Origin of the sequence: Microlunatus sp. GCM10028923 (assembly GCF_042666975.1) — a bacterium.
In the GTDB taxonomy this organism is placed as follows: Bacteria; Actinomycetota; Actinomycetes; order Propionibacteriales; family Propionibacteriaceae; genus Microlunatus.
Genome location: NZ_JBHTFF010000007.1, coordinates 62,500 through 84,846, shown reverse-complemented (window position 1 = coordinate 84,846; position 22,347 = coordinate 62,500). Strand labels below are relative to the sequence as shown.

Here is a 22,347-nt window from a genome sequence, read left to right as displayed (position 1 = left end):
CGCCAAGTCCTCCGTCCGTGCCGGACCAGGTGCCCGGCTCGTACCGGAGCATATACCCCCTGGGGGTATCTGACAAGGCCGGTTCGGCGGCCGGCGGAGGAGTGGAGGAGTCAGACGCAGACGGTGAGGGCTGCGGGCCGGATCTCGGCGGTGATCAGCCGGGTCGGCCCGACCACATCGCCGTCGAGCTGGAGCATCTCGGGGTTCCGGGTTCGGATCTCGACCCGGCGCGCCTGCCATTGGTCGACCGTGTCGTCGTCGCGAGGCCGCCGGGTGATCAGCCGGGCCAGCACCTTGATCCAGTGGGTCAGCCGGCGCGGCGCGGCCACGTACACGTCGAGCAGGCCGTCGTCGGGCTTCGCCCCCGGGATGAGCGTGATCCCACCGGGTAGCTGGCCCACGTTGCCGATGGCGCACAGGGCGGCCCGGCGTCGTCGCGGCCGGTGCCCGTCGACCTCGATCGTCACCTTCATCGGCAGCTGCTCGGCGGCCTTGCGTGCGGCGATGACGTACGCGGCCGGACCGAGGGTCTTCTTCAGCCGCGGGTCGACGTTGTCCATGATCATGGCGTCGATCCCGATGCCGGCCATCACAGCGAAGTGCTGGCCGTCCCGGTCGCCGCCGTCCAGCTTGATCAGATCGATCGTCCGGGTCTCGCGCCGGAACGCGACCCGGATCGCCTCGGCCTCGTCGAGCGGCAGCCCGAGGTTGCGCGCCAGCAGGTTGCCGGTGCCGGCGGCCACCACCCCGAGCGGGATCCCGGTGCCGGCCAGCCGGTCGGCGACGACCCGCACCGTGCCGTCGCCGCCGGCCGCGATGACCAGGTCGACCCCGGCAACGACCGCGCGGTCGGTCATAGCGCGGCCCGGATCGTCCTCGGTGGTCTCGAGCCACAGCGGCTCGGCCCAGTCCGCCGGAAGTCGATCATGGACCAGCAGTCGGAACTCCTCGCTGATCTTGACCGGGTTGTACACCACGGCGCAGCTGGGTGCGGTCTCTGACATCGCTCCGCCGGCTCAGGACTCGGCGCGGCGACGGATCAGGCCGAAGATCAACAGGACGACCAGGCTGCCGATCACCGCGGTGATCAAGCCCTGGAAGCTGAAGATCTCGTCGTAGCGGACGTTGAACAGCAGCCCGCCGAGAAAGCCGCCGAGCAGCGCGCCGACGATGCCGAGCGCGATGGTGGCGAGCCAGCCGCCGCCCTGCTTCCCGGGCAGGATGGCCTTGGCGATCAGGCCGCCGAGCAGGCCGATGACGAGGTAGGCGATAACGGTTCCCATGGTTCTCCTTGGCTGGGTGGGGATGGTGGTCCGGAACGTTCCGGCTCCCGCTGGTCGACGGGAGCCGGAACGGAGGGGTCAGCGGTCGTCGTCGACGACGGTCCGGCCGGCGTCCTTCAGGTTCTCGCCCGCCTGCTTGGCCTTCGCCTTGACCTGTTCGGCCCTGCCCTCGCCGGCGAGTTCGTCGTTGTTCGTCGCCTCGCCGACCTTCTCCTTGGCCTGACCGGCCAGTTCCTCGGCCTTGTTCCTGGCCTTGTCCGCGAATCCCATGACGGCTCCTTCCCTCGTGCGGTCCCACGGTCCCGGTCGGGACCTGGGCCTCATAGGTAGAGACGCGCCGCGTGGCGAAACGTCACGGAACGATCACAGCCCGCGTGAGACCCATCCGCCATCGCGCGTCCTGCCGCGGTGCGGGCTGTGCCCCTGGATCAGGGCACGCTGCAGTTCCGGCTGCCTGGTCAGATTCCAGGACCGGCCACGGTCGTACAGGAAGTAGCCGTACCCGCAGTCGGCGAAGTCGATCACTCCGGCCCGCCAGCCGCCGAGCCAGATACCGCTGGAAGACCAGATCGGACCTGGCGTGCCGCGGATCCCGGAACCTCTGCCGATGCACCCGCAGCACCCGAATGGATCGAGGTCCAGCCTCAAGTTCAGATCGTTGCCGTCACCGAGGACGCTGACCCGAGTGCCCGGCGGGAGCTCGTATGCGCCGTGAAGGTGTTCCAGTTGAGCGCCGGAGAGGAGATCCAATGCCAGTCGCTAAGAACCGAAGCACCGTGCCCGTCGGATTTCGGCCGGACGAACGGCCCAGTCACTCGTAGAGGATCCCGGCCGTGCTTGAACTGGCGTCCCTAGGTCATGCGTTACCAACCTTGCTCTCCGAAGGGGAGCATCACGTAGACGACTATCGCAGCGGAGCGAGCGTCAAGCGAGGTTGCCACACCGTGCGGTCTACATCGAGCCACGGTGTGTCGGCGAACCTGACCTGACGCCATGTCCCAAGACGTCGACTGGCTGGGCGTTGAGGAAGCCGCCGCGGCCGAGACTGCATCTGGGTGGGGTTTCGATCCGCTCAATCGCGCGCAGCATGGAGGTGGATTGCGGGGCTGTCCGAGCGAATTTATCGAAGCGATGTCACGGAGTTGGCGGTGGCTCCGTCGTGCGCCTCGGCTCGTGGTCTCCAGTCCTGCCCCAGCTCGTGCCGACGTCCCGTATCACGTCGAACTGTCCTTAATGATGCCGTCTGATGGACGCGAAGCTTGGCCCGAATCCGCGATGCGGAATCCTCCTGTCTGGCGCCGACTTGCGGCCAACAGTTGTCGCTAGTAGTCGCGCGTGCCGCGGACAGCCGCCCTTCGTGCTTTGACGAGTGATTCTTTGAGCAAGGGCTCGTAGATCTCGACGCCTCGTCGGCCTAGGCGGGCGATGTCCTCGTCGTCAGAGCTGGCAAGACCTCGAAGGTTGTCGAGGCTGGCAGCGTAACGTTCGTGCTCCTCGCCTGTGAATGATCCGACTTCAAGTGTGCGGAGCAGGTCGTCGGGTTCTGCGCTGAGTGGCCGGAGCATCGTGGCGAGGGTGGCGAGTGGGAAGCGGTGTCCGAATTGGAACTGAAATGCGCCAAGGAGGTCACGGATAGAGATATTGAAGGCGGGTTCACTGACGGTGCCAGTAATCCAGTCGGCGTCCTTGCCGGCGATGACCCAGAAGAACTCGTGCGCTATTTCAGTGTCTCTTACTTCCTGCCAGAGTTTGTCCCGGTCGGCGGGGCAGAGGAGCCGCACTGGCTCTTCCCATCCGTCGAGGTCTCTCCAGCTGTTGCCCGTCGTGGTCTTGGCGTTCTTGACGAATAGTTCGATGAAGACATCGGGCGATGCTTTCGCGAGTGAATTGAGTGCTTGGGTCTGGATCTGGTCGTGTCTGCTGTTCTCAGGCACGGTGTAGCACGTCATAGCATTGAGCCAGTCCACGTCATCGGGCTGGGAGTCGTCATCGCAGGTCCATTCGGCCGCCCACAGTGCTGCCGCGGTTCCGCGGACCTCGTCGTTTGTGTGGGTGAATAGCGCTTTCCTAGTTGGTTCGGGCGCGTTTCGAAGTACGAATTGCGATTCGAGTTGTAGGACGTCACCGGGGTTCAGTTGGTCGACGACCCTTTGGACAAGGCCAGGGTTTGTCGATTGGCCGATAGCTGCGCTGATGATGCCGTGTCGGCCGTTCGGGTCAGCGAGCAGCCGGTCGGCGATCGCGGAGGTCAGTTGGTCGGTGCGTACGCATTCGCCGATGAGCACTGAGGCTGACCCTGCAAGGCCATGGTCGATGGCGGCGGTGAGCCACTTGGTTGGCTCCGCATCGGGCTGGTACGCGATGCGCGCGAACACTTGCCAGGCGGCGGTGGTCGTTTGGCCGACGGCCGCGAGCTCAGACTCGTGGGCCTTCAGCCACTCCATAAGCACCTCGGGTTCCTGTTGCTGGAAGGGTGCGAGTGCTTTGTCGAGCGCGGCTTCTTTGAGGCGCCTGCCTTCCTCGTAGTTTGTCAGGCGTTCGCGTGCGAGAGCCTCGAACAGCGTGTCTGGTTCGTCGAGCCGGATATTGAGGGTGCTTACTGCTTTGTTGAACCGGGCTCGGACGCCGGGTGTGGCGATGAATGGGGCGAGGGTATTCGCGATTTCCTTCGCGATGCGGTTGCCAGCGCAGACCTGGGCGGTGTTGGGCTCGCCGCCGAATGGGAGGCCCCATCCGTTCGCGATTCTCACCCATCTGTCGAGCAGGCCGATCAGTGCGAGTTGGATGGTGGGCGTTAGTCCGCGGGCGCGAGCGGTAAGTGCGGGCTGAATGGAATCATATAGCGTTTCCATGTCGGTGGCGGCCCAGGTGAACGACTGCAGGATGAACTGGTGGAGGACCTCGGGGTTCACGTAGTTGCCGTCGAACGTCGGGGCGAGGATTTCGCAAACGAGCGCGGCCCAGACGGTGTCGGTAAGGTTGGCGTCGGGCACTGCCAGGAGTGCTTCGACGAGTCTCGTGAGATCGGCGAGTTGGGGATGGTCGCCGCTGCGGGTGTCGCGGACTTCTTCGACGAGTTCCTTGACCGCCGGTTCGATGTCGTGGCCTGCGTCCTCGAGAACGGTGAGCGCTTTGACAAATGTGGCAACAGCGCCGGGGACGTTGTGTTCCACTGCATCAGCGACGCGGGCGGCCAGGAGCTTCGCTTCGCTCTCGACAGTCGCGAAATAATCAGTGGCGTTGAGCGCTGCACTGACGCGCGCCATGTAGATGTCGACGGCGGCTTGCGCTTGTTCGGGGCCGAGTTGGCCGAAGCTCCGTAGGAGCTCGACGTCTTTCTTAGCATCGGGCAGCACAGCGACAAGTTCGGTGGCGGTCGGCACTCTTGGGTGCGTTGCGCCAAGGAGTTTCGCGTAGATCTGGATCTGCGTGATGTCGGCAGCGAGTTCTGGGAACGTGTCTTTGACGTCGCTCAATCGGACGGGCGAGGCGGTGCCGGAGAAGTAGACCTCGGATGCGACGCTTGCGGCGATGATGGGCGGTTGGACGCGGTAGGTCTGGGTGTGCTCGATCTGCTGGGCCTCATGGTTGTAGTGCTTGTGGTCCTGGACGTCGACGAGGCCGGCGATCGCCACGGATCGAATGAGTCGGATCAGTACAGGTCGCCGGATCTGGAGGACGTCTGCTAGACGTCGTAGCTGGTCGTCGTTGACCTGGCCTAGGAGCGCCAGGGTGCCAAGCACATCGACTGCGTCTTCCGATGCGTTGGACATGCGCAGGAAGGCGAAGATCTGGTCTCGCAGTGCCCTCCCGGTCCATACGGACTTCCAGTCACTTTCATGTATGAGGAGATCGGCCAGGTTCAGTGCCCAGGCTGGGCGCCCGTCGGCTTGTGTGAGGAGGTGCACGATCACAGAGAGTCGGGTGATGCCGCGGTCGCGGAGAATTGCCCCGAGCTCTTCGCGGGTGAGGAGATCGACCTCGAGCTGGTCCGCGTTCGAGATGTGGTCAGCGATCCGGTCCGTTTCGTGCGGCCAGCACGTCGCGATGATCCGGTAGTCGAGCTTCTCCGCGTCGCGCAGTTGTAGGAGCAGATCGACGTCTTGGAGTCGTCCGCCGGCGTCGTCGACCACGACCAGGGCGGGCTTTGTTTCGATGAGATCGTCAAGAAGTCTCACGGGCGTGGGCTGCCGCTCGAGGAACAGGGCGCCATCGAGTTTGCTGGCGACGTGGCTCTTTCCGACGCCTGGAACCCCGAACAGGATCACGTCCGACTCGGACTCCTCTACTTCGGCGATGAGTGCGTCGCGTCCGATGGTCGATAGTTGCTGTTCGTCGGGGCGTGCTCCGCGCGGGTGGCGCGAGAGGCTGAATGGTCCGCCTTCGATGTCGAGGACCTTGCGTCGCCAGTCGGGATTCGCCCGGAACAGGTTCGCGAACCATGCTCGGTCGTAGACCTGCACGAGTTCGCAATCGAACTCCTTCGCGATGGCTCTGAGCTTCTCGCGCTTCGACCTGTTCGCTTCGGCGAGGTTGACCACGACGACACGCTGCACTGGGACATCGTTCTTTCGCATCGATTGCAGGCTGTCTCGCAGGCTCCGCTTCGCGCCGTCCCAACTCCGCGACGACGTGATGATGAGACCGGTGATCTGCGATTCTTCGGTGATCTCAGCATCAAGGCCGAAGTCGGAGCCTCCGGTGATCGGCGCGAGCCCGGGGTGGATAGGACTGAGCAGAGAGGTCGCACAGTCTTCGAAATCGGCCGGGTTGATCCGTGCGCGCGTATCAGAGAGGCGTTGGTCGATGCGGTCGAGCAAGTTCACATCAACCACCTCGGCGCTGACCTGCATCCGAACTTGTTGACTGGTCCCATGGAGCGAATGTACTGGCGGGCGACGATCAAACGACCGGCCCCAAACCCGTGACGCTTCACCCTGTGCCGTTCGAGTCGCTGCGGGCGAAGTGTTCAGCGTTAGAGGTTGCCCGCAGGCATAACATCGCGCACACGACGGTCACCCGATCGCTGGCACGTCATGACGAAGCGATGGAATCACCATCGCCACCCACGCCGGTGAGGCTACGGACCTCACCGCCCTCAGTTCGAGCCCCACGATCGCTGTTGCGCACCATGTCGAATTGCCTTCTGACCAGGAATATTGGGGGAAACAGGCCGAACCCCAGCATCGAGATGTTGGGGTTCGGCAACCTGGGGTGAGTAACGGGACTCGAACCCGCGACATCCTGGACCACAACCAGGTGCTCTACCAGCTGAGCTATACCCACCATGTGCGTCGTGCAGCAGCGTGAATCATAGCGTCCGACCCCGGCGCGGGAGAAATCAGTTCTCGGCCGCGGGCTCGGCGGTCTCCGGGCGGCGGCCGGTGATGACGCCCTGGTGCCGCTCGGCGATCTGCTTCGCGGTGGCGGTGTCCGGGCCCGGCTGCGGTACGAAGACGGCCTCGCGGTAGTAGCGCAGTTCCTCGATCGACTCCTGGATGTCGGCCAGGGCTCGGTGATTGCCGGACTTGGCGGGGGACTGGTAGTAGACCCGGGGGTACCAGCGCCGGGCCAGCTCCTTCACCGACGAGACGTCGACGTTGCGGTAGTGGACGTGCGACTCCAGGGTCGGCATGTCCCGGGCCAGGAACGCGCGGTCGGTGCCGATCGTGTTGCCGGCCAGTGGCGCCTTGCCGGCTTCGGGGATCTGGGCGCTGATGTACTCCAGCACCCGGGCCTCGGCCTCCTCCATGGTCAGCCCGCGGTCGAGCTCCTCCAGCAGCCCGGAGTTCTGGTGCATGGCGCGCACGAAGTCGCTCATCTGCTCCAGTGCCTCGTCGCTCGGCTTGATCAACACGTCGACCCCGTCGCCGATCACGTTGAGCTCGGCGTCGGTGACCAGCGCGGCCACCTCGATCAGGGCGTCAGCGCTCAGGTCGAGGCCGGTCATCTCACAGTCAACCCACACCAGCATGTCATTCACCGGCCATACAATACGGATACGGTCACGGCGCGTCCTTCGACAGGCTGAGGACATGGCGGTCCGGTGCGAATCGTGGCACCCAGCGGGCGACCCACGCGGAGCCGGCCAACGTCAGCCCGGCCAGCCCGAACGAGGCGGCGGCCAGCGGGCCGAATGCGGTGATCAGGGTGATCAGAGCGGGTCCGCCCGCGTTGCCCAGGTCGGCGAACAGCCGCCAGCCGCCGAGGAACTGAGCCCGCGCGTCCGGCGGTGAGGCGTCGGCGCCGAGCGTCATCACGATTCCGGACGAGATCCCGTTGCCGAAGCCCATCAGGGCGGCCACCAGGCCGATGGTCAGGGTGTCGTGGGTGAACGGGAGCAGGATGAAGCCGGCGCCGAGAATGATCATGGACGGTACGGCGACCCAGACCCGGCCGAACCGGTCCATGATCGCGCCGCCCGGATAGAAGAGCAGCATGTCGACGCCGGCCGAGATGCCGAAGATCAGGCTGGTGGTGGCCGCGTCGACGCCGACCGATTCCGCCCAGAGCGGGATGATCGACTGCCTGGTGGCGCGGGCCGCGGCGATCATCAGCACCCCGGTGCCGAGGGTGGCCAGGGTGCGCCGGTGCTCGGCCAGCACCGACCAGACACTGCGGCGTACGGTGACCGGCGCGCGGGTCGCGGCGTTCAGGTCGGGCAACAGGAAGGTGAGTACGGCAGCCGCGAGGCTCATCACGGCCGCGAACCCGTACGCCGCCGCGAGGCCGAAGTGGGTCACCAGCAGGGCCGCGACGAACGGGCCGATGAAGGTGCCGATCCGGCTGGTGCCGCCCAGCGTGGACAGGGCCCGAGCCCGTTGCTGGATCGGGATGGCCTCGGTCAGATAGGCCTGCCGGGCCAGACTGAACACCGCCCCGGCCAGCCCGGCCACGAACACAGCGATCGCCAGCAGGATCAGGGACTTCGCGAGGAAGGCGCCGAGCAGTGCCGCCGCGTCGAGCAGACAGGCCGCGATCAGTGCCCGCCGCTCGCCGATCCGGGCGGCGAGCGCGCCGGCCGGCAGGTCACCGACCAGTTGGCCGATGCCGATCAGGGCGACGATCAAGGCGGCGATGCCGACACTGGCCCCCAGGTCGCGTGCGGACAGCGCGACCAAAGGCAGGATCGCCCCCGATCCGACCGAGACCAGGATGGTCGGCCCGTAGGCCGGAACCGCGATCCGCCGCCACCGAATCGTTTCATCGTTCGGTGGACTCACAAGCGCCCATTATCCCCGGCTAGGATGGTCCGGCGCTCTCGCCCCCGTAGCTCAGCTGGATAGAGCAACAGCCTTCTAATCTGTTGGTCGGAGGTTCGAGTCCTCCCGGGGGCGCTCCAAGCCCTACCAGGTCTGGCCGGCCGGCTCCTGGATGGTCGCGTTGATCCGGTTGAACAGGTTGGTCAGGGCGACGGTCAGGATGATGGCGCTCAGCTGGCCCTCGTCGAAGTGGTCGGTGACCGCGTCCCAGACCTCGTTCGACACGACCTCGCTGGACTTGTCGGCCTGCCGGGTCATCGACTCGGCGAGCTGCAGCGCGGCGCGCTCGGCGTCGCTGTAGAACGGCGCCTCGCGCCAGGCACCGACGTTGCCGACCCGGTCGTCGCCGACGCCGGACTTCTTGAGGTTGGCCACGTGCCCGTACACGCAGGCGCTGCAGCCGTTGATCTGGCTGGCCCGCAGGGCGATCAGCTCCAGCAGCTCGGGGTCGGCGCCGCCCTGATGGGTGGCCTTGACCAGCTTCTGGATGCCTTCCATCGCGGCCGGGAAGGCGAAGGCCGGGTTCTTCATGCGTGCTTCCATGGTGGTGCTCCTTGATCGAATGGGTGACTGCTTCACCCCTCTGACGGAGCCCCGATCGGGAATGTGACGGATCCGGGACGATCAGTTCTGGTCGACCAGGAATCGCCGGACCATGATCAGCAGTCGTACGGTGCAGACGACGGCCGCGACCAGGCCGATGATCATGACGGCGACGACGGCCTCGGGGGCGGTGTCGGTGTAGTTCCACCAGGTCCCGCGGCGGCCGGTGAACCGCGCGTACAGCGACGGCGCCGCCATGATCAGGACGAGCAGGGCGGTCCAGCAGGTGAGCCCGAGGGCCCGCAGCCAGGTTCGGCCGGTTCCCCGGCCGGGCCGGAGGCTGCGGCGGATCGACCAGGTGCCGGCGGCCAGGACGGCCGCGGCGGCGGTCAGCGCGACGAACGGGAGCACGCTGCCGACGCTAATCGGGCCCCGGTGCAGTACGGATCGCTCCGTGGCCACGACCCGGGTACGACCGCGGTCCGATCAGGGGCCCCGTAGGATTCTGACTTGTGCCGATCGACTTTCACATGCCGGAACCGGGCTTGCGATGATCGACCGTCGCCGTCGGAACACAGCCCTGCTGGTCGCGGGGTGCTTCTTCATGGAGAACTTCGACGGCACCATCGTCACCACCAGCGCGCCACGGATGGCGGCCGCGTTCGGGGTCGAGCCGGCGGCCGTGGGGCTGGTCTCGGCGTCGTACCTGATCACGCTGGCGGTGCTGATCCCGCTCAGCAACTGGCTGACCCGGCGGTACGGCACCCGGCCCGTCTTCCTCTCCGCGATCGTGATCTTCACCCTGGCCTCGCTCGGCTGCGCGCTGAGCCAGACCCTGCCGATGCTGGTGATCATGCGGGTGCTGCAGGGTGTCGGCGGCGCGATGATGGTGCCGGTCGGCCGGATGGCGGTGCTGAACACGGCGGACAAGTCCGACATCGTGCGGCTGGTCGCCTACATCGTCTGGCCGGCCCTGGTGGCGCCGGTGATCGCGCCGCTGGCCGGCGGTCTGATCACGACGTACGCGTCGTGGCACTGGATGTTCCTGATCAACCTGCCGCTCGGGGTGATCGCGTTCATTGCGGCCTGGCGGCTGATCGGCTCGATCGACGCGCCGGCACCGCCACCGCTGGACTGGACCGGGATGATCTTGTCCGGCGTCGGGCTCGGCGGGCTGACCTACGCCGCGCACCTGGTCACCGACCCGTCGCCCGGGATCTGGCCGGCCGTGATCGGCGGGCTCTCGGTGATCATCATCGTGGCCGCGGTGCTGCACCTGCTGCGCGCGCGGCACCCGCTGCTCAATCTGCGGATCTGGTCGGTGCGGACGTTCCGTGCCTCGCAGGCCTCCGGGTTCGCCTTCCAACTGGCGATGTCGTCGGTGCCGTTCCTGCTGCCGCTGCTGTTCCAGCAGGGGCTGGGCTGGTCGGCGGTCCAGTCCGGCGCGCTGGTGATCTTCGTCTTCGTCGGCAACATCGGCATCAAGCCGGCCACCACCGGGCTGATCAACGCGTTCGGGTTCCGGCCGCTGTTGGTCGTCGCGACCCTCGGCCTGGCCGGCTCGGTGATCGCCCTCGGCCTGACCACGGCCGCGACGCCGATCCCGGTGATCGCGATCCTCGCCATGATCAGCGGCGTGTTCCGGTCGCTCGGCATGACCTGCTACAACACGATCGGGCTGGCCGACGTACCGCCGGAACAGATGGGTGACGCCAACGCGCTCTCGGCCACCACGCATCAGCTCGCGGCCGGTCTGGCGATCGCGCTGGCCTCGGTCGCCTGGCAGGGCGCCACAATCGTCGCCGGCAGCGGGGGCGGCGCGCTCTCGTACGGCGTCGCCTTCGTCGGCGTCGCTCTGTTCGCCCTGCTCGCCGCGGTCGGCGCGATCCGGTTGCCGGCCGGCGCCGGCGATGCCGTACGTCAGCCGGCGGGGACCCGATCGAGGAGGAACTGAACGTGGAAACGGAAGCGGCCGAGCTGGTGCTCGCCGGCGGGCACGTGATCGATCCGGCGGGCGGCGTGGACGGTGTCGCCGATGTTGCGCTCGGCGGCGGCCGGGTGATCGCCGTCGGGCCGGGGCTGGCGACCGGGGCCGCACAGGTGATCGACGTCTCCGGCCACTACGTGACGCCGGGCCTGATCGACCTGCACGTGCACGCGTTCGACGGGCACCGCAACTCCGTCCTGTCGCTGAATCCGATCATCAACACGTTCAGCAGCGGCGTGACGACGATCGTCGACGCCGGGACGTCGGGCTGGAAGGACTTCCACGAGTTCAAGAGCCGGATCATCGACCACGCGAAGATCAGGATCCTGGCCTTCGTCAACATCGTCGGCGCCGGCATGTACGGGCCCTGGGAGGACGACCCGGCCGAACTGCGGCCAGGCCCGGCGGCCGCGATCGCGCAGGAGTACGCCGACGTGGTGGTCGGGATCAAGACCGCCCACTACTGGATCAAGCGCGACTTCGACGCCGAGCACCCGCCGTGGCTGGCGGTCGACAGCGCGGTCGAGGCCGGTGAGCTGGCCGGCGTGCCGGTGATGACGGATTTCTTTCCCTGGAAGGAGGAACGGCGCTACTCCGACCTGATCCTGCACCACCTGCGGCCCGGCGACATCCACACCCACGTGTTCGCCCAGCAGTTCCCGATCGTCGACGACCAGGGCAAGGTCCGTGATCATCTCTGGCAGGCCCGGGAGCGCGGCGTGATCTTCGATCTCGGCCACGGGTCGGCCAGCTTCTGGTTCCAGAACGCGGCGCCGGCGGTCCGGGACGGCTTCGTACCGGACTCGATCAGCACCGACCTGCACACCGGCAACCTCAACGGCCCGGTGATCGACCTGCAGACCGCGATGAACAAGATCCTCAACCTCGGCGTACCGCTGGCCGACGTGATCGCCCGGGTCACCGTCGCGCCGGCCCGGGAGATGCACCGGCCGGAACTCGGCACCCTGGCGCCGGGGGCCGAGGCGGACGTCGCGGTGTTCGCCCTGGACCGCGGCGACTTCGGGTACCTGGACAGCGGCAGGGTCCGGCTGGCGGGGGATCGGCGGCTGCGCTGCCGGCTCACGCTGCGGGCCGGCGAGGTGGTCTTGAACCCGGACGGGCTGGGCCGGCCGACCTGGCAGGAGCAGCCGGAATCGCGGGCCGAGGTCGCCCTGCTGGCGCAGAGCGGCGACGCTCCGGCCGGGTCCGCCGTCGCTCCCTAGTCCGCCTGGGCGGGTCAGGAGTTGCCCTGGAACCGGCCGTCGGTAGCCTTGGCGTCGTGTCGGAGACCGTAGCGGAGAGGCGTGCCCGGATCCGGTCCGGTATTCCGAAGGAGTCGGACCCGAGCGTTCCGCCGCCCAAGCGGCTGCTGATGAACCACCTCTTCTGGATCGGCATCGCGCTGCTGTTCACGTACGCGGTGCTGCTGGTGCTGCTCTACCAACAGGTGGTCCCGGACCGCGAGGTCCCCGGCGGCCGGCTGATCGGGCTCGGCACCGAGGCGCTGCCGAAGGCGGCCTGGTACGCCGCGCTGACCGCCGTCCCGCTCTCCCTGATCTTCTTCTTCGCGGACCGGTTCCGGCCGCAGCGGCTCTGGATCTGGCTGCTCGTGTTCGGCTGGGGCGCCTGCGTCGCGACGTTCGTCTCGGCGAACGTGAACAGCTGGGCCGCCTCGCAGCTGAGCATCATCGGCGACGGCGACCCGGCCACCGGAGCCCGGGCGGCGATCTTCGTCGCACCGTTCGTCGAGGAGTCGACGAAGGCCACCGTGCTCTTCGGCATCGCGATCCTGATGCGGTACCGGCTGGTCAGCCGGATCAACGGCGTGGTGCTGGCCGGGCTGTCCGGCGTCGGCTTCGCGTTCGTCGAGAACATCCTCTACTACGGCCGCGTCTACCGGTACGTGGCGCAGACGTTCGGCCCGGTCACGCCGCTGGAGGCGATGCAGTCGCTGGCCTTCCAGCGCGGCCTGCTGACCTGCTTCGGGCATCCGCTGTTCACCTCGATGGCGGGCATCGGGCTGGCGATCGCGATCCGCAACAAGAGCAAGGTGGTCCGGATCGTGGCCCCGGTGGCCGGGTTCTGCGCCGCCGCGTTCCTGCACATGGCGTTCAACACGACGGCCACCCTGGTCTCCGGCCCGACGCTGATGTTCATGTACTTCGGCGTCGCGCTGCCGCTGGTGCTGGCCATGATCATCTTCGTGGTCCGGCAGGTGTTCCGGGAGGGCCGGCTGATCCGGGAACGGCTGACCGACTACCACCGGCTCGGCTGGCTGCTCGACGTCGAGCCGTATTCGGCCTCCCGGCTGCGGACCAGGCTGCGCGCCCTGTGGCATGCCCTGTTCCTCGGCCCGTACGAGTTCATCGACACGGTCCGGGCGCAGCGGACGCTGACCGAGCTGGCGTACCTGCGCGACGCGATCACCCGCGGCATCATCGACGACGCCGGGCTGCGCCGGGAGAAGATCCTGCTGGCCCGGATGCAGCAGCTGCGCGGCCGGGCGGTGCTGAACCCGACCGGCCGGGCGCGCTACCCGAAGCTCGCCTTCCGCCGGAAGTCGGAGATCGAGAACTATCCGGCGCCGAGCTATCCCGGCCCGGCCGGGATCGGCGGCTACTTCCCGGCCCCGAACGGCTCGTCGCCCGGCTCGGTGCCGCTCGGGCAGACCGCGACGCAGTACTCCGAGGTCGACCCGAACTGGAAGCCGCCGAGCCAGTAGTCAGCGGCGGCCGGTCACGAGAGTTCGACGGCTGCCGTACCGAAGGCGACGTTGAACCGGTCGCACCAGATCACCACCGAGGTCAGCCCGTCCAGGTCGGCGTCGGCCGGGATCTCGTAGTTCTGGTTGCCCCGGTTGGCCTTGAGTACGCCGAGCTTCACGTACCGGCCGTCGTCGTAGGAGGCCCAGTCGCCGCCGCTCGGCTGGTCGGTGATCCAGACGTGCAGGTCCGGGCCGTCGGAGGTGTCCAGGTCGACCAGGCGGAGCACCCGCCGGCCGTCGGCCAGCTTCCGGATCACCGCCTCGCCCGAGGTACCGTGCTCGGCGTCCTCGAAGTCGCCGCGGGCCAGTTCCAGGTCCTCGGGTTTGGGCTTCGGCTTCGGCGTCTGGGTCTGGGTCTGGGTACGGGACGGTTCGGGAGACGGCGTGCCGGACGGTGTCGGGTCAGGGGAGGCCGGCGCACTGCTCGGAGCCGACGCCGGCGCTTCCGGTGCGGCGGACAGCTCGGCCTCGTCGACCGTGCTGGACGTGAACAAGCGCCAGGGCTGGAACAGCGCGAGGACCACGGCCAGCGCGAGGACCGCGGCGGCCACGCCGGGCACGAGAAGTCGTCTCATGATCACAGCATGGCCGTCGGTGGTGGTCCGGGCGAGGCTTCGGCCCCTTACCGAATGATGACGTTGTGGGTCCCTGCCACGCTGGAGATTGAAATCTATATAATGGGTGACACTTCTATATTGTGAGTCTCGACGACACGAGGTTGCCATGACGTTTCCTGCGACCGGGCTCGTACCGATCCTGGCCACGCCCTTCGAACCCGACGGTGCCCTGGACCGGCCGGGCCTGCGCCGGCTGACCGAGTTCCAGCTCGACTGCGAGGTGGCCGGGCTCGCCGTGTTCGGTCTGGCCAGCGAGGGGTTCAGCCTGACCTCGGCGGAGAAGGCGGCGATCCTGGCCGAGGTCCGTACGGTCGCCGGGCCGGAGGTCGGCGTGGTCGCCGGCGTGAACGCGACCAGCACGGCGACGGCGGTGGAACAGGCGCAGGCCGCGGCCGACGCCGGAGCGGACGCCCTGATGGTGCTGCCGCCGTTCCTGACCAAGCAGCCGGCCGGCCGGCTGGGCGACTTCTTCGCCACGGTCGCCGAACGGTCCGGGCTGCCGGTGATGGTGCAGGACGCCCCCGCCGCGACCGGGGTGGCGATGTCGGTGCCGCTGCTGGTCGAGCTGAGCAAGCTGGCCGGCGTCGAGGCGGTCAAGATCGAGACCCAGCCGACCGCGCCGAAGGTCGGTGCCGTCGTCGATGCCGGGACGACCTGGGCGGTCTTCGGCGGGCAGAACGCGCTGTTCGTGCTCGAGGAGTACGCCCGCGGCGGGGTGGGCACCATGCCGGCCTGCGAGTTCGCGGATGCGCTCGCCGTCGTGCTGCGGGACTGGGAGCAGGGCCGCGTGGAGGAGGCGCACCGCGGCTTCAACGCGCTGCTGCCCTTGATCAGGTTCGGCCTGCAGCCGGGGATCGCGCACGCCGTCCACAAGGACGTGCTGGTCCGGCGCGGGGTGATCGAGCACGACACCGTACGGGATCCGGTGCAGCCGCTCGACCCGGGCAGCCGGGCCGCCCTCGACCTGATCTGGACGATGAACCCGCTGCCGGCCTGGACGCCGTCGAGATGACCTCGCAGACCAACCGGTCCAAGGGAGTGCTGCTGGTCGGTGCCTCGACGCCGATCGGGCGCTCGATCACCGCCCGGTTCGTCGCCGCCGGGCACCGGGTCGCCGGGGTCTCCCTCGAGGCTGCCGGCGATCCGGCGTTGGCCGCCGACCTGGTCGCCGACTGCTCCGTCGACGCCGGCGCGCGGTCGGCCGTCGCCGGCGCCGCGGAGGCGCTGGGCGGACTCGACGTCCTGGTCACCGCGGCCGCCCGGCAGCCGCGCGGGCCCGCCCACCTGCTCTCCGACGAGGACTGGCAGCGGGCCTTCACGGGCAGCGTCGACACGGTGTTCCGGACGGCCCGGGCCGCCCTGCCGCTGCTCTCGTCCGGCGGTTCGATCGTGGCCGTCTCCTCGGTGAACGCGACCCGGCCGGCCCCGCGGGTGACCGCCTACGCGGCGGCCAAGGGCGCGGTCGAGGCCCTGGTCCGGGCGATGGCGGTGGACTACGCGAGCAGCGGCATCCGGGTCAACGGCGTCCGCCCCGGCATCGTCCCGCGCCCCGACGCGCCGCTGCGCCCCGGCCTCGAGGCCGGTTACCCGCTGGGCCGGGTGATCCATCCCGACGAGATCGCCGCCGCCGTCCACTTCCTCGCCTCGGACGAAGCCAGCGCGATCACCGGCGTGATCATCCCCGTCGACGGCGGCCTCTCGATCGCCTCCGCCGCCACCGGTGCCCGCCCCGACCTGGCGGCCCTCGCCGCGGAAGCGTTCTTCGACTGATGCGTTCGGTGCGGAGCGGTCCTCCGCGTCAGTGTTCGGCGCGTCGATAGATCAGTTCGGCGAAGCCGTCGGCGTAGTGCCCGTGGTGCAGCAGTTCGAGCGAGGTCAACGATCCGGCCAGTGATTCGGCGGGCGGCCGATCTGCCGCCGAGGCCCAGACTTCGGCGGTGTACGGGACGGGCCGTTGGTCGAACAGCGGCACCCCGGAGCCGAGCAGCAGGGGCATGATCAGGATCTCCAGGCGGTCCAGGACACCGGCGCCGAGCAGGGACCGGATGGCGCCGCCGCCGCCGACCACCTGGGCATCGCCGTCGAAGACGCCGGCCTGCTCCGGCAACGGCCGGGACGAGAGGACGTACACGGGAGTGTCGGGCCAGGGCCACGTTTCCCAGCCACCGCCGAAGCCCTGGTCGAAGCTGGTCCGCCCCCAGACCACGGCGCCGCAGCCGGCCTTGTACTCGGTGAAGCCATGATCATCTTCGGTGCTGGGCCCGACGTCGACCACCGGCCAGCCGGCCGGGGTTGAGATGTACCCGTCCAGGCTCATGGAAATGCGGGTCTTGATCAACATGCGTTCTCCTTGGTCCCCGGTGACTCGGTACCAAGGTAGGCAGCGCGAAGCGGGCCCGGTAGTGACACCAGTCAGACGCGGGCGGCGCCGAGGCTCACGCTGTTGTAACCGAGGGCGGTGGAGATCTGGTCGGCGTGCTCGATCACCAGGGTGCCCAGTTCGTCCTGGCGGCGGCCGAGGTCGATCGCGGACAGCGGGCCGGAGACGGAGATGGCGGCGACGACCCGGCTGGTCTGGTCGCGGATCGGGGCGGCGACGCAGGCCCGGCCGAAGGCCAGCTCCTCGATCTCGGTGGCGTAGCCGCGAGAACGTACCTCCTCGAGGGCCTTCAGCAGGTCGGCCGAGCGGGTCAGCGTCTTCGGGGTGAATCCGGGCAGCGTCTTGCCGAGCAGCTCGACCACCTCGTCGGGGTCGGAATCGGACAGCAGGGCCTTGCCGAGTCCGGTGGCGTGCAGCGGGCCGCCGCGGCCGACCATCGTGAAGTTGCGCGGCGCCTGCCGGCCCTCGAAGTGGCACAGGTAGAACAGCCGGTCGTCGACCCGCTCCGCGACGTTGGTGCCGAGGCCGAATTCGGCGGCCAGGTTCTGCGCCACCTGCCGGGACTGCCGGAACACGGCGGACTGGTTCAGCGCCAGCGAGGACAGGCTGATCGTCCGCCGGCCGATCCGGTAGAGGCCGGACCGGGCGTCGTGGGCCAGGAAGCCGAGCGCCTCCAGGGCGCCGACCAGTCGGGACACGGTGGACTGCCCGAGCCCGGTCAACTGGACGAGTTCCGACACCCGGCGCTCCGGATGCTCTTCCGTGAACGCGTCCAGCAGCGACAGCGCCCGCTCGATGCTCTGCGTGCCGCCCGGCTCCTTGCCCGCCGCCCGAACCATCCGTCCTCCTTGGGTTCCTGTGTCGGACCACTGTAGTGACAGGGTCCGGCAACGACTTCGGATCAGCGCGCCGCCGACCGGATCGCGTCCTCGTCGACCGTCACGCCGAGTCCCGGTCCGGTCGGCAGCCGGTAGTGGTCCGGCCGGGCCTCGAGCGGGGTGGTCAGCAGCCGGTTGGCCGCCTCGACGGTGGCCGGCCCGTATTCGAAGTACGGCGCGTTCTGGGCCGTGGCCGCGACGTGCAGTCCGGCCACCAGGGCCAGCCCGAGGGCGGCCGAGTGGTGCGGCAGGATCGGCCGGTACGCGGCGTTGACGAGCTCCGCGATCGCCGCCCCCTCGGTGATCCCGGTCCGGCCGATGTCCGGCTGGTAGTAGTCCAGAGCGTCCATCCGGAGCCACTGGGTCACCTCGGTACGGTGCCGGAAGGCCTCGCCGCCGGCGATCGGCAGGTCGGCCCGGGCGGCCAGTTCGGCGTAGCCGGCGGCGTGCTCGGCGGGCAGCGCCGACTCCAGGAACCAGGCACCGCGGGCGCCGAGTTCCCGGGCCAGCCGGAGCGCGTCGGCGCCGTCGTACACGCAATGGCTGTCGACGGCGATCTTGACGTCGGGCAGCGCCGCGCGCCCGGCCGCCGCCGCGACATCGAAGCTGCGCAGGTCGGCGTCGACGCCGTTGCCGAGGTGCAGCTTGAACCGGCTCGCACCACCCTCGATCAGTTTCATGATCGTTTCGCCGCGGGCCTCGTCGGTGGCGCCGCCGACACTGGTCACATAACTCGGGATCTCCCGGCGGTACGCGCCGCCGAGCAGGGTCGCCACCGACAGGCCGGTGGCGACGCCGAGCAGGTCCCAGAGCGCGATGTCGACCGCGGCCAGCGCGTCGGCCTGGTGCCCGACCAGGTGCCCGCGTTCCCGCATCAACTCGCCGAGCCGGAACCGCAGCGGCTTGACCTCGGCGGCGTCGGCGCCGACCAGGGCCGGCGTCAGCAGGTCGGTGACGATCGCGGCCGGGACCCGTGGCGCCGCCGGCGCCAGGGCCTCGCCCCAGCCGACGTGGCCCGACTCGGTCTCGATCCGGACGAACAGCGTCTCGCGGCCGGTCGGATAGATCGTCGGCCGGTTCCGCCCGACGTGGTAGCGGGCTCCGGCGGGATCCGGCCGTCCGTCGCCGGTCAGGGTGAGCGGGAAGGCCTCGACCGAGCTGATGATCAACTCCGGCCGGCCCGGGGCTGCTGCGGTCAGTCGACGCTCGGCCAGATCCGGATGATCATCATCGGACACCATGCCGTGGTTGATCATGTGTTGGCTCATGATTTCACTGCTCCTGCGATCCCTTCGACGAACGTGCGTTGCAAAAACAGGAAGACCGTGACGATCGGCACCAGGCTGATGCAGGCGGCCGCGGCGAGACCGGTCCAGTCGGCCGTGTACTGGCCGAAGAAGCTGTACATGCCCACGCCCAGGGTACGCAGTTCGGGCCGCCCCAGCGTGAAGACCAGTGGCACCATGAACGCGTTCCAGGCGCCGATGAAGGAGAACAGCGTGACGGTGCCGATGATCGGCTTCGCCAGTGGCAGCATCACGGTGGCGAAGGTGCGCAGGAAGCCGGCGCCGTCGATCTTGGCCGCGTCCTCCAGCTCCTGCGGCAGCTGGGCGAAATAGCCCATGAACAAGAGGATCTGGATCACGTGCGCCGGACCGGCCGCGGCCAGCACGGCGCCGATCAGCCCGTTGTTCAGGCCGAGCGCGTCGACCAGCTTGAACACCGGGATGATCGTGTAGCCGTGCGGGATGAACATGGTCGCGATCAGGACGCCGATGATGATCTTCTTGCCGGGCATCCGGCCGCGGCCGAGAGCGTACCCGGCGGTGGCCGACACCAGCACGATGATCACCACCACGGTGAACGAGAAGACCACCGTGTTCGCCGTGTAGGCGCCGAAGTTGGCCGTCTGCCAGGCCCGGCTGAAGTTGTCCAGCGTCGGCTGCTGGGGGAGTACGGAGAGCCCGCCGAGCAACATCTCGGACTGCGACTTGAACGCACTCGACAGCACCCAGATGAACGGGTAGATCCAGACCAGGCAGAACGGCAGCAGGAACAGGTGCCACAGCTTGGCCCGGTGCCGGAACCACAGGGAGAGCTGTGATCCGCCCCGGCTCGGACTGTCCGACGGTGCGGCCGGGGTGGCGAGCTCACGATCGGCCAGCGTCGTCATGCGACCCCCTTCGTGTAGCGGCGCCGCAACAGCGGAGCCTGGATCAGGGTCAAGATCAACGTGAACATCCCGAAGACGACGCCGGCGGCGCAGGCAAACCCGTACCGTGGCGCGGCCATCTCCGGATCGAACGCGTACCGGTAGATGTAGGTCGCCACGACGTCGGTCGCATAGTTCGGGCCGGCCTTCGTGGTCGCCTGGATCAGGTCGAACGGATTCATGCTGGACTGGAAGGTGAGCAGCAGGATCACGATCGCGATCGGCACCAGCATCGGCACCGTGATGTTGGTCAGCACCTGCCGGGCGCCGGCACCGTCCACCTTGGCCGCCTCGTAGATCTCGGCCGGGATCGTCTGCAGAGCGGCCAGCCAGTAGATCAGCGTGATGCCGAACCCCTTCCACAGATCGATGATCAACACCGTCGGCAGCGCACTGCCCTCGGAGCCGAGGAAGTTGATCGGGTCCTTGATCAGACCGGTCGACTGCAGCACCTCGTTGACGAAGCCGCCGGACGGGTCGAGCATCACCGCGAACACGATGCCGACCACGGCGGTCGTGGTGACCACCGGCAGGAACAGGAACAGCCGATAGAGGTTCCGGCCGCGCAGCCGCGGGTTGTTCAGGATGATCGCCATGATCAAGGTCAGCGGCATCTGCACGAAGATCGCGACCAGCGAGAAGATGAACGAGTTCTTGAAGGCGTTCCAGAACCGCGGGCTGGTCAGCACCTCGGTGTAGTTCTGCACGCCGAGGAAGTCCTCCGCCGGCCCGAGCCCGTCCCAGTCGAAGAACGAGTAGTACCAGCTCGCGATCATCGGCCAGACGGTGAACAGGACGAACAGCACCAGCATCGGCACCAGGAACAGGTAGTGCCACCGGTGTTCGATCATGCGCCGGCCGAGGCTCTTCTGCCGGGTCCGCCGCGGCGCTCCGGGACCGGTGATCATGGACGGGGAAGCGGTCACGCCGGCGTCCAGTCCTTGAGCGGGTCGTAGTCGGCGTAGACCAGGTCGTCCCGGGACACCTCGACCCCGGAACCGCTGAGCTTCTTGATCTCGGCGTCGAGGAACGCGTCCAGGCTCTTGTTCAGGGTGGCCGCCTTCGGCGCGAAGTCCTCGTTGCGGGTGATCGACTGCAGCGACGAATCGGCGTGCGCGAGGTCGGGCTTCGCGCTCTTGGCCGCGAGCAGCTTCTGCACGCCGACGCTGCCGTCGGTGGCCGGTCCGGGCGCGCGCCGGATGCTCGCGTCGAACGCCTCGATGATCCCCTTCTCCTGCTCGGAGAGATCGGTCGCCTCGCGCCAGGCCGATTCCATCGCGGTGAAGGTACGGAACTTCGCGAAGTAGGCGCGCTGGAACTCCTCCGAGACGAGGAAGTCCATCAGCTTCCAGGCCTCCTCGGGGTGCTTGGACTCGGCCGACATCGACCACAGCGGCGCGAACGCCGAGGACTGTCCGTAGTACCCCTTGCGGCCGGAGTCCGGGACCGGGACCGGGCTGACCCCGAAGTCGAGCTCGGGATTGAGCTTGGCGATCTCGTTCACGTTCCAGCCGCCACCGATGTAGAAGCCGATCTTGCCCTTGGCGAACTCGGTGAAGACCCGAGCGCCGTCCCAGCTCTCCCAGCCCGGCTGGTAGACCTTGTCGGCCTGCAGCTTGCGGATCAGCTCGACCGCGTCGACCAGCGAGGGGTCGTCGAAGGCGGTCTTGCCGGTGCGGTAGTCGATCCCGATGCCGCCGATGCTGGACGGCCCGGCCTGCGCCTGCAGCGCGTTGATGTCGGCCGGCTTGGCACCGGACAGCGCCGCGCCGAAGTACTTGCCGGATCCCTTGCTGGTCAGGGATCTGGCGTACGTCTCGTACTCGCCGACGGTCTTCGGCGGCTCCGCGTACCCGCCCTCGGCGAGCAGCGTCTTGTTGTAGACCAGGAATCCGCCGGCGGACCACTGGCCGGAGACCAGCGGCAGCGACAGCAGCTTGCCCTCCCGGTGCAGGCCCGAGGTACGAGGATCGAGCGCACCGTCGGGGAACCGGGAGGCAAGATCACTGGCCGTGGCCTGCTCGTCCAGTGCGGCGACCCAGCCGCGACCGGAGATCCGGTTCAACGCCTCGGCGCCCTGGCAGCGGAACACGTCCGGAGCGTTGCCCTGCTGGAACATCAACTCGATCGCGTTGAGTTGCTGGTCGGTCGGGTTCTCGATGATCTTGACGTTGATGCCGGTCTTCTTGGTGAAGGCGGCGAACTGTTCGGCGTAGAACTGCGAGGCGCCCGACGGGTCCGGCACGATCGCGACGGTCAGGGTGACGGTGCCGTTGCTGGACGTGCTGCTCGGGCCGGAGCCGAACAGGGTGCACGACGCGGTGGATGCCGCGCCGATGCCGATGGCCGCGCCGGCGCCGAGGCCGCGCAACAGGCCACGGCGAGTGAGGGTGGAACCGGTCACGAACCTGCCTCCTTGCA

General features: G+C 68.3%; 21 protein-coding genes and 2 tRNA genes. 6 read left to right on the top strand and 17 right to left on the bottom strand.

The genetic code is table 11. The annotated features are described in order from the left end of the window. Positions 1-110: 110 nt before the first annotated feature. The 8 genes from ACFQU4_RS18130 to ACFQU4_RS18095 all read right to left on the bottom strand — a co-directional run bounded on the left by ACFQU4_RS18130 (position 111) and on the right by ACFQU4_RS18095 (position 8,482). Positions 111-1,004, bottom strand: coding sequence for a diacylglycerol/lipid kinase family protein (locus ACFQU4_RS18130; protein WP_377494400.1), 894 nt, complete (start codon positions 1,002-1,004; stop codon positions 111-113). A gap of 12 nt (positions 1,005-1,016) precedes the next feature. After that, a complete protein-coding gene (locus tag ACFQU4_RS18125; protein ID WP_377494398.1) occupies positions 1,017-1,283 on the bottom strand; it encodes a GlsB/YeaQ/YmgE family stress response membrane protein in 267 nt (88 codons plus the stop codon). A gap of 78 nt (positions 1,284-1,361) precedes the next feature. Then, complete coding sequence (locus ACFQU4_RS18120) at positions 1,362-1,553, bottom strand: CsbD family protein (protein ID WP_377494396.1); 192 nt, start codon at positions 1,551-1,553, stop codon at positions 1,362-1,364. 93 nt (positions 1,554-1,646) lie between these two features. Continuing rightward, entirely contained in the window at positions 1,647-2,033 is a 387-nt protein-coding gene (locus ACFQU4_RS18115; protein WP_377494394.1) for a phosphotransferase, read from the bottom strand. A gap of 572 nt (positions 2,034-2,605) precedes the next feature. Next, on the bottom strand, positions 2,606-6,136 hold the full coding sequence (locus ACFQU4_RS18110) for a hypothetical protein (RefSeq protein WP_377494392.1): 3,531 nt from the start codon (positions 6,134-6,136) through the stop codon (positions 2,606-2,608). Between the two features lie 357 nt (positions 6,137-6,493). After that, positions 6,494-6,569, bottom strand: a tRNA-His gene (locus ACFQU4_RS18105). Positions 6,570-6,624: 55 nt separating this feature from the next. After that, complete coding sequence (gene orn / locus ACFQU4_RS18100) at positions 6,625-7,257, bottom strand: oligoribonuclease (protein ID WP_377495152.1); 633 nt, start codon at positions 7,255-7,257, stop codon at positions 6,625-6,627. Between the two features lie 31 nt (positions 7,258-7,288). Further along, on the bottom strand, positions 7,289-8,482 hold the full coding sequence (locus tag ACFQU4_RS18095) for an MFS transporter (RefSeq protein WP_377495150.1): 1,194 nt from the start codon (positions 8,480-8,482) through the stop codon (positions 7,289-7,291). Positions 8,483-8,546: 64 nt separating this feature from the next. Here ACFQU4_RS18095 and ACFQU4_RS18090 point away from each other — a divergent pair. After that, positions 8,547-8,620, top strand: a tRNA-Arg gene (locus ACFQU4_RS18090). A 9-nt stretch (positions 8,621-8,629) separates the two neighbouring features. Here the strand turns inward: ACFQU4_RS18090 and ACFQU4_RS18085 are convergent. Beyond that, the gene (locus ACFQU4_RS18085; protein WP_377494390.1) at positions 8,630-9,088 is read right to left on the bottom strand and encodes a carboxymuconolactone decarboxylase family protein; all 459 of its coding nucleotides are present in this window, start codon (positions 9,086-9,088) and stop codon (positions 8,630-8,632) included. An 81-nt stretch (positions 9,089-9,169) separates the two neighbouring features. Beyond that, complete coding sequence (locus tag ACFQU4_RS18080; protein WP_377494388.1) at positions 9,170-9,499, bottom strand: hypothetical protein; 330 nt, start codon at positions 9,497-9,499, stop codon at positions 9,170-9,172. A gap of 139 nt (positions 9,500-9,638) precedes the next feature. Between ACFQU4_RS18080 and ACFQU4_RS18075 the strand changes: the two genes are divergently transcribed. From ACFQU4_RS18075 to ACFQU4_RS18065, 3 genes are read left to right on the top strand one after another with little or no spacing between them, the layout of a single operon-like run. Next, positions 9,639-11,042: an MFS transporter gene (locus tag ACFQU4_RS18075; protein WP_377494386.1), complete on the top strand. Its 1,404-nt coding sequence runs from the start codon at positions 9,639-9,641 to the stop codon at positions 11,040-11,042. Positions 11,043-11,044: 2 nt separating this feature from the next. Next, entirely contained in the window at positions 11,045-12,298 is a 1,254-nt protein-coding gene (locus tag ACFQU4_RS18070; protein WP_377494384.1) for an amidohydrolase/deacetylase family metallohydrolase, read from the top strand. Between the two features lie 56 nt (positions 12,299-12,354). Further along, entirely contained in the window at positions 12,355-13,797 is a 1,443-nt protein-coding gene (locus tag ACFQU4_RS18065; protein ID WP_377494382.1) for a PrsW family intramembrane metalloprotease, read from the top strand. A gap of 14 nt (positions 13,798-13,811) precedes the next feature. On the opposite strand, the gene ACFQU4_RS18060 is transcribed toward ACFQU4_RS18065, so the two are convergent. Beyond that, entirely contained in the window at positions 13,812-14,414 is a 603-nt protein-coding gene (locus tag ACFQU4_RS18060) for a DM13 domain-containing protein (protein WP_377494380.1), read from the bottom strand. Between the two features lie 148 nt (positions 14,415-14,562). Here ACFQU4_RS18060 and ACFQU4_RS18055 point away from each other — a divergent pair, with 148 nt between their 5' ends. Further along, on the top strand, positions 14,563-15,468 hold the full coding sequence (locus ACFQU4_RS18055) for a dihydrodipicolinate synthase family protein (protein WP_377494378.1): 906 nt from the start codon (positions 14,563-14,565) through the stop codon (positions 15,466-15,468). Next, positions 15,465-16,226: an SDR family NAD(P)-dependent oxidoreductase gene (locus ACFQU4_RS18050; protein WP_377494376.1), complete on the top strand. Its 762-nt coding sequence runs from the start codon at positions 15,465-15,467 to the stop codon at positions 16,224-16,226. The genes ACFQU4_RS18055 and ACFQU4_RS18050 overlap by 4 nt, the downstream gene beginning before the upstream one ends. Positions 16,227-16,254: 28 nt before the next feature. Here the strand turns inward: ACFQU4_RS18050 and ACFQU4_RS18045 are convergent, their stop codons facing one another. From ACFQU4_RS18045 to ACFQU4_RS18020, 6 genes are all read right to left on the bottom strand, one after another. Further along, positions 16,255-16,797, bottom strand: a complete 543-nt coding sequence (locus ACFQU4_RS18045) for a dihydrofolate reductase family protein (protein ID WP_377494374.1) — start codon at positions 16,795-16,797, stop codon at positions 16,255-16,257. 71 nt (positions 16,798-16,868) lie between these two features. Further along, on the bottom strand, positions 16,869-17,675 hold the full coding sequence (locus ACFQU4_RS18040) for an IclR family transcriptional regulator (protein ID WP_377494372.1): 807 nt from the start codon (positions 17,673-17,675) through the stop codon (positions 16,869-16,871). A gap of 62 nt (positions 17,676-17,737) precedes the next feature. Beyond that, the gene (locus ACFQU4_RS18035; protein WP_377494370.1) at positions 17,738-18,982 is read right to left on the bottom strand and encodes a mandelate racemase/muconate lactonizing enzyme family protein; all 1,245 of its coding nucleotides are present in this window, start codon (positions 18,980-18,982) and stop codon (positions 17,738-17,740) included. Then, positions 18,979-19,887, bottom strand: coding sequence for a carbohydrate ABC transporter permease (locus ACFQU4_RS18030; protein ID WP_377494368.1), 909 nt, complete (start codon positions 19,885-19,887; stop codon positions 18,979-18,981). Before ACFQU4_RS18030 ends, ACFQU4_RS18035 begins: the two co-directional genes overlap by 4 nt. After that, positions 19,884-20,852, bottom strand: a complete 969-nt coding sequence (locus ACFQU4_RS18025) for a carbohydrate ABC transporter permease (protein WP_377494366.1) — start codon at positions 20,850-20,852, stop codon at positions 19,884-19,886. Before ACFQU4_RS18025 ends, ACFQU4_RS18030 begins: the two co-directional genes overlap by 4 nt. Beyond that, positions 20,849-22,330, bottom strand: a complete 1,482-nt coding sequence (locus ACFQU4_RS18020) for an ABC transporter substrate-binding protein (RefSeq protein WP_377494364.1) — start codon at positions 22,328-22,330, stop codon at positions 20,849-20,851. Before ACFQU4_RS18020 ends, ACFQU4_RS18025 begins: the two co-directional genes overlap by 4 nt. Positions 22,331-22,347 lie beyond the last annotated feature (17 nt).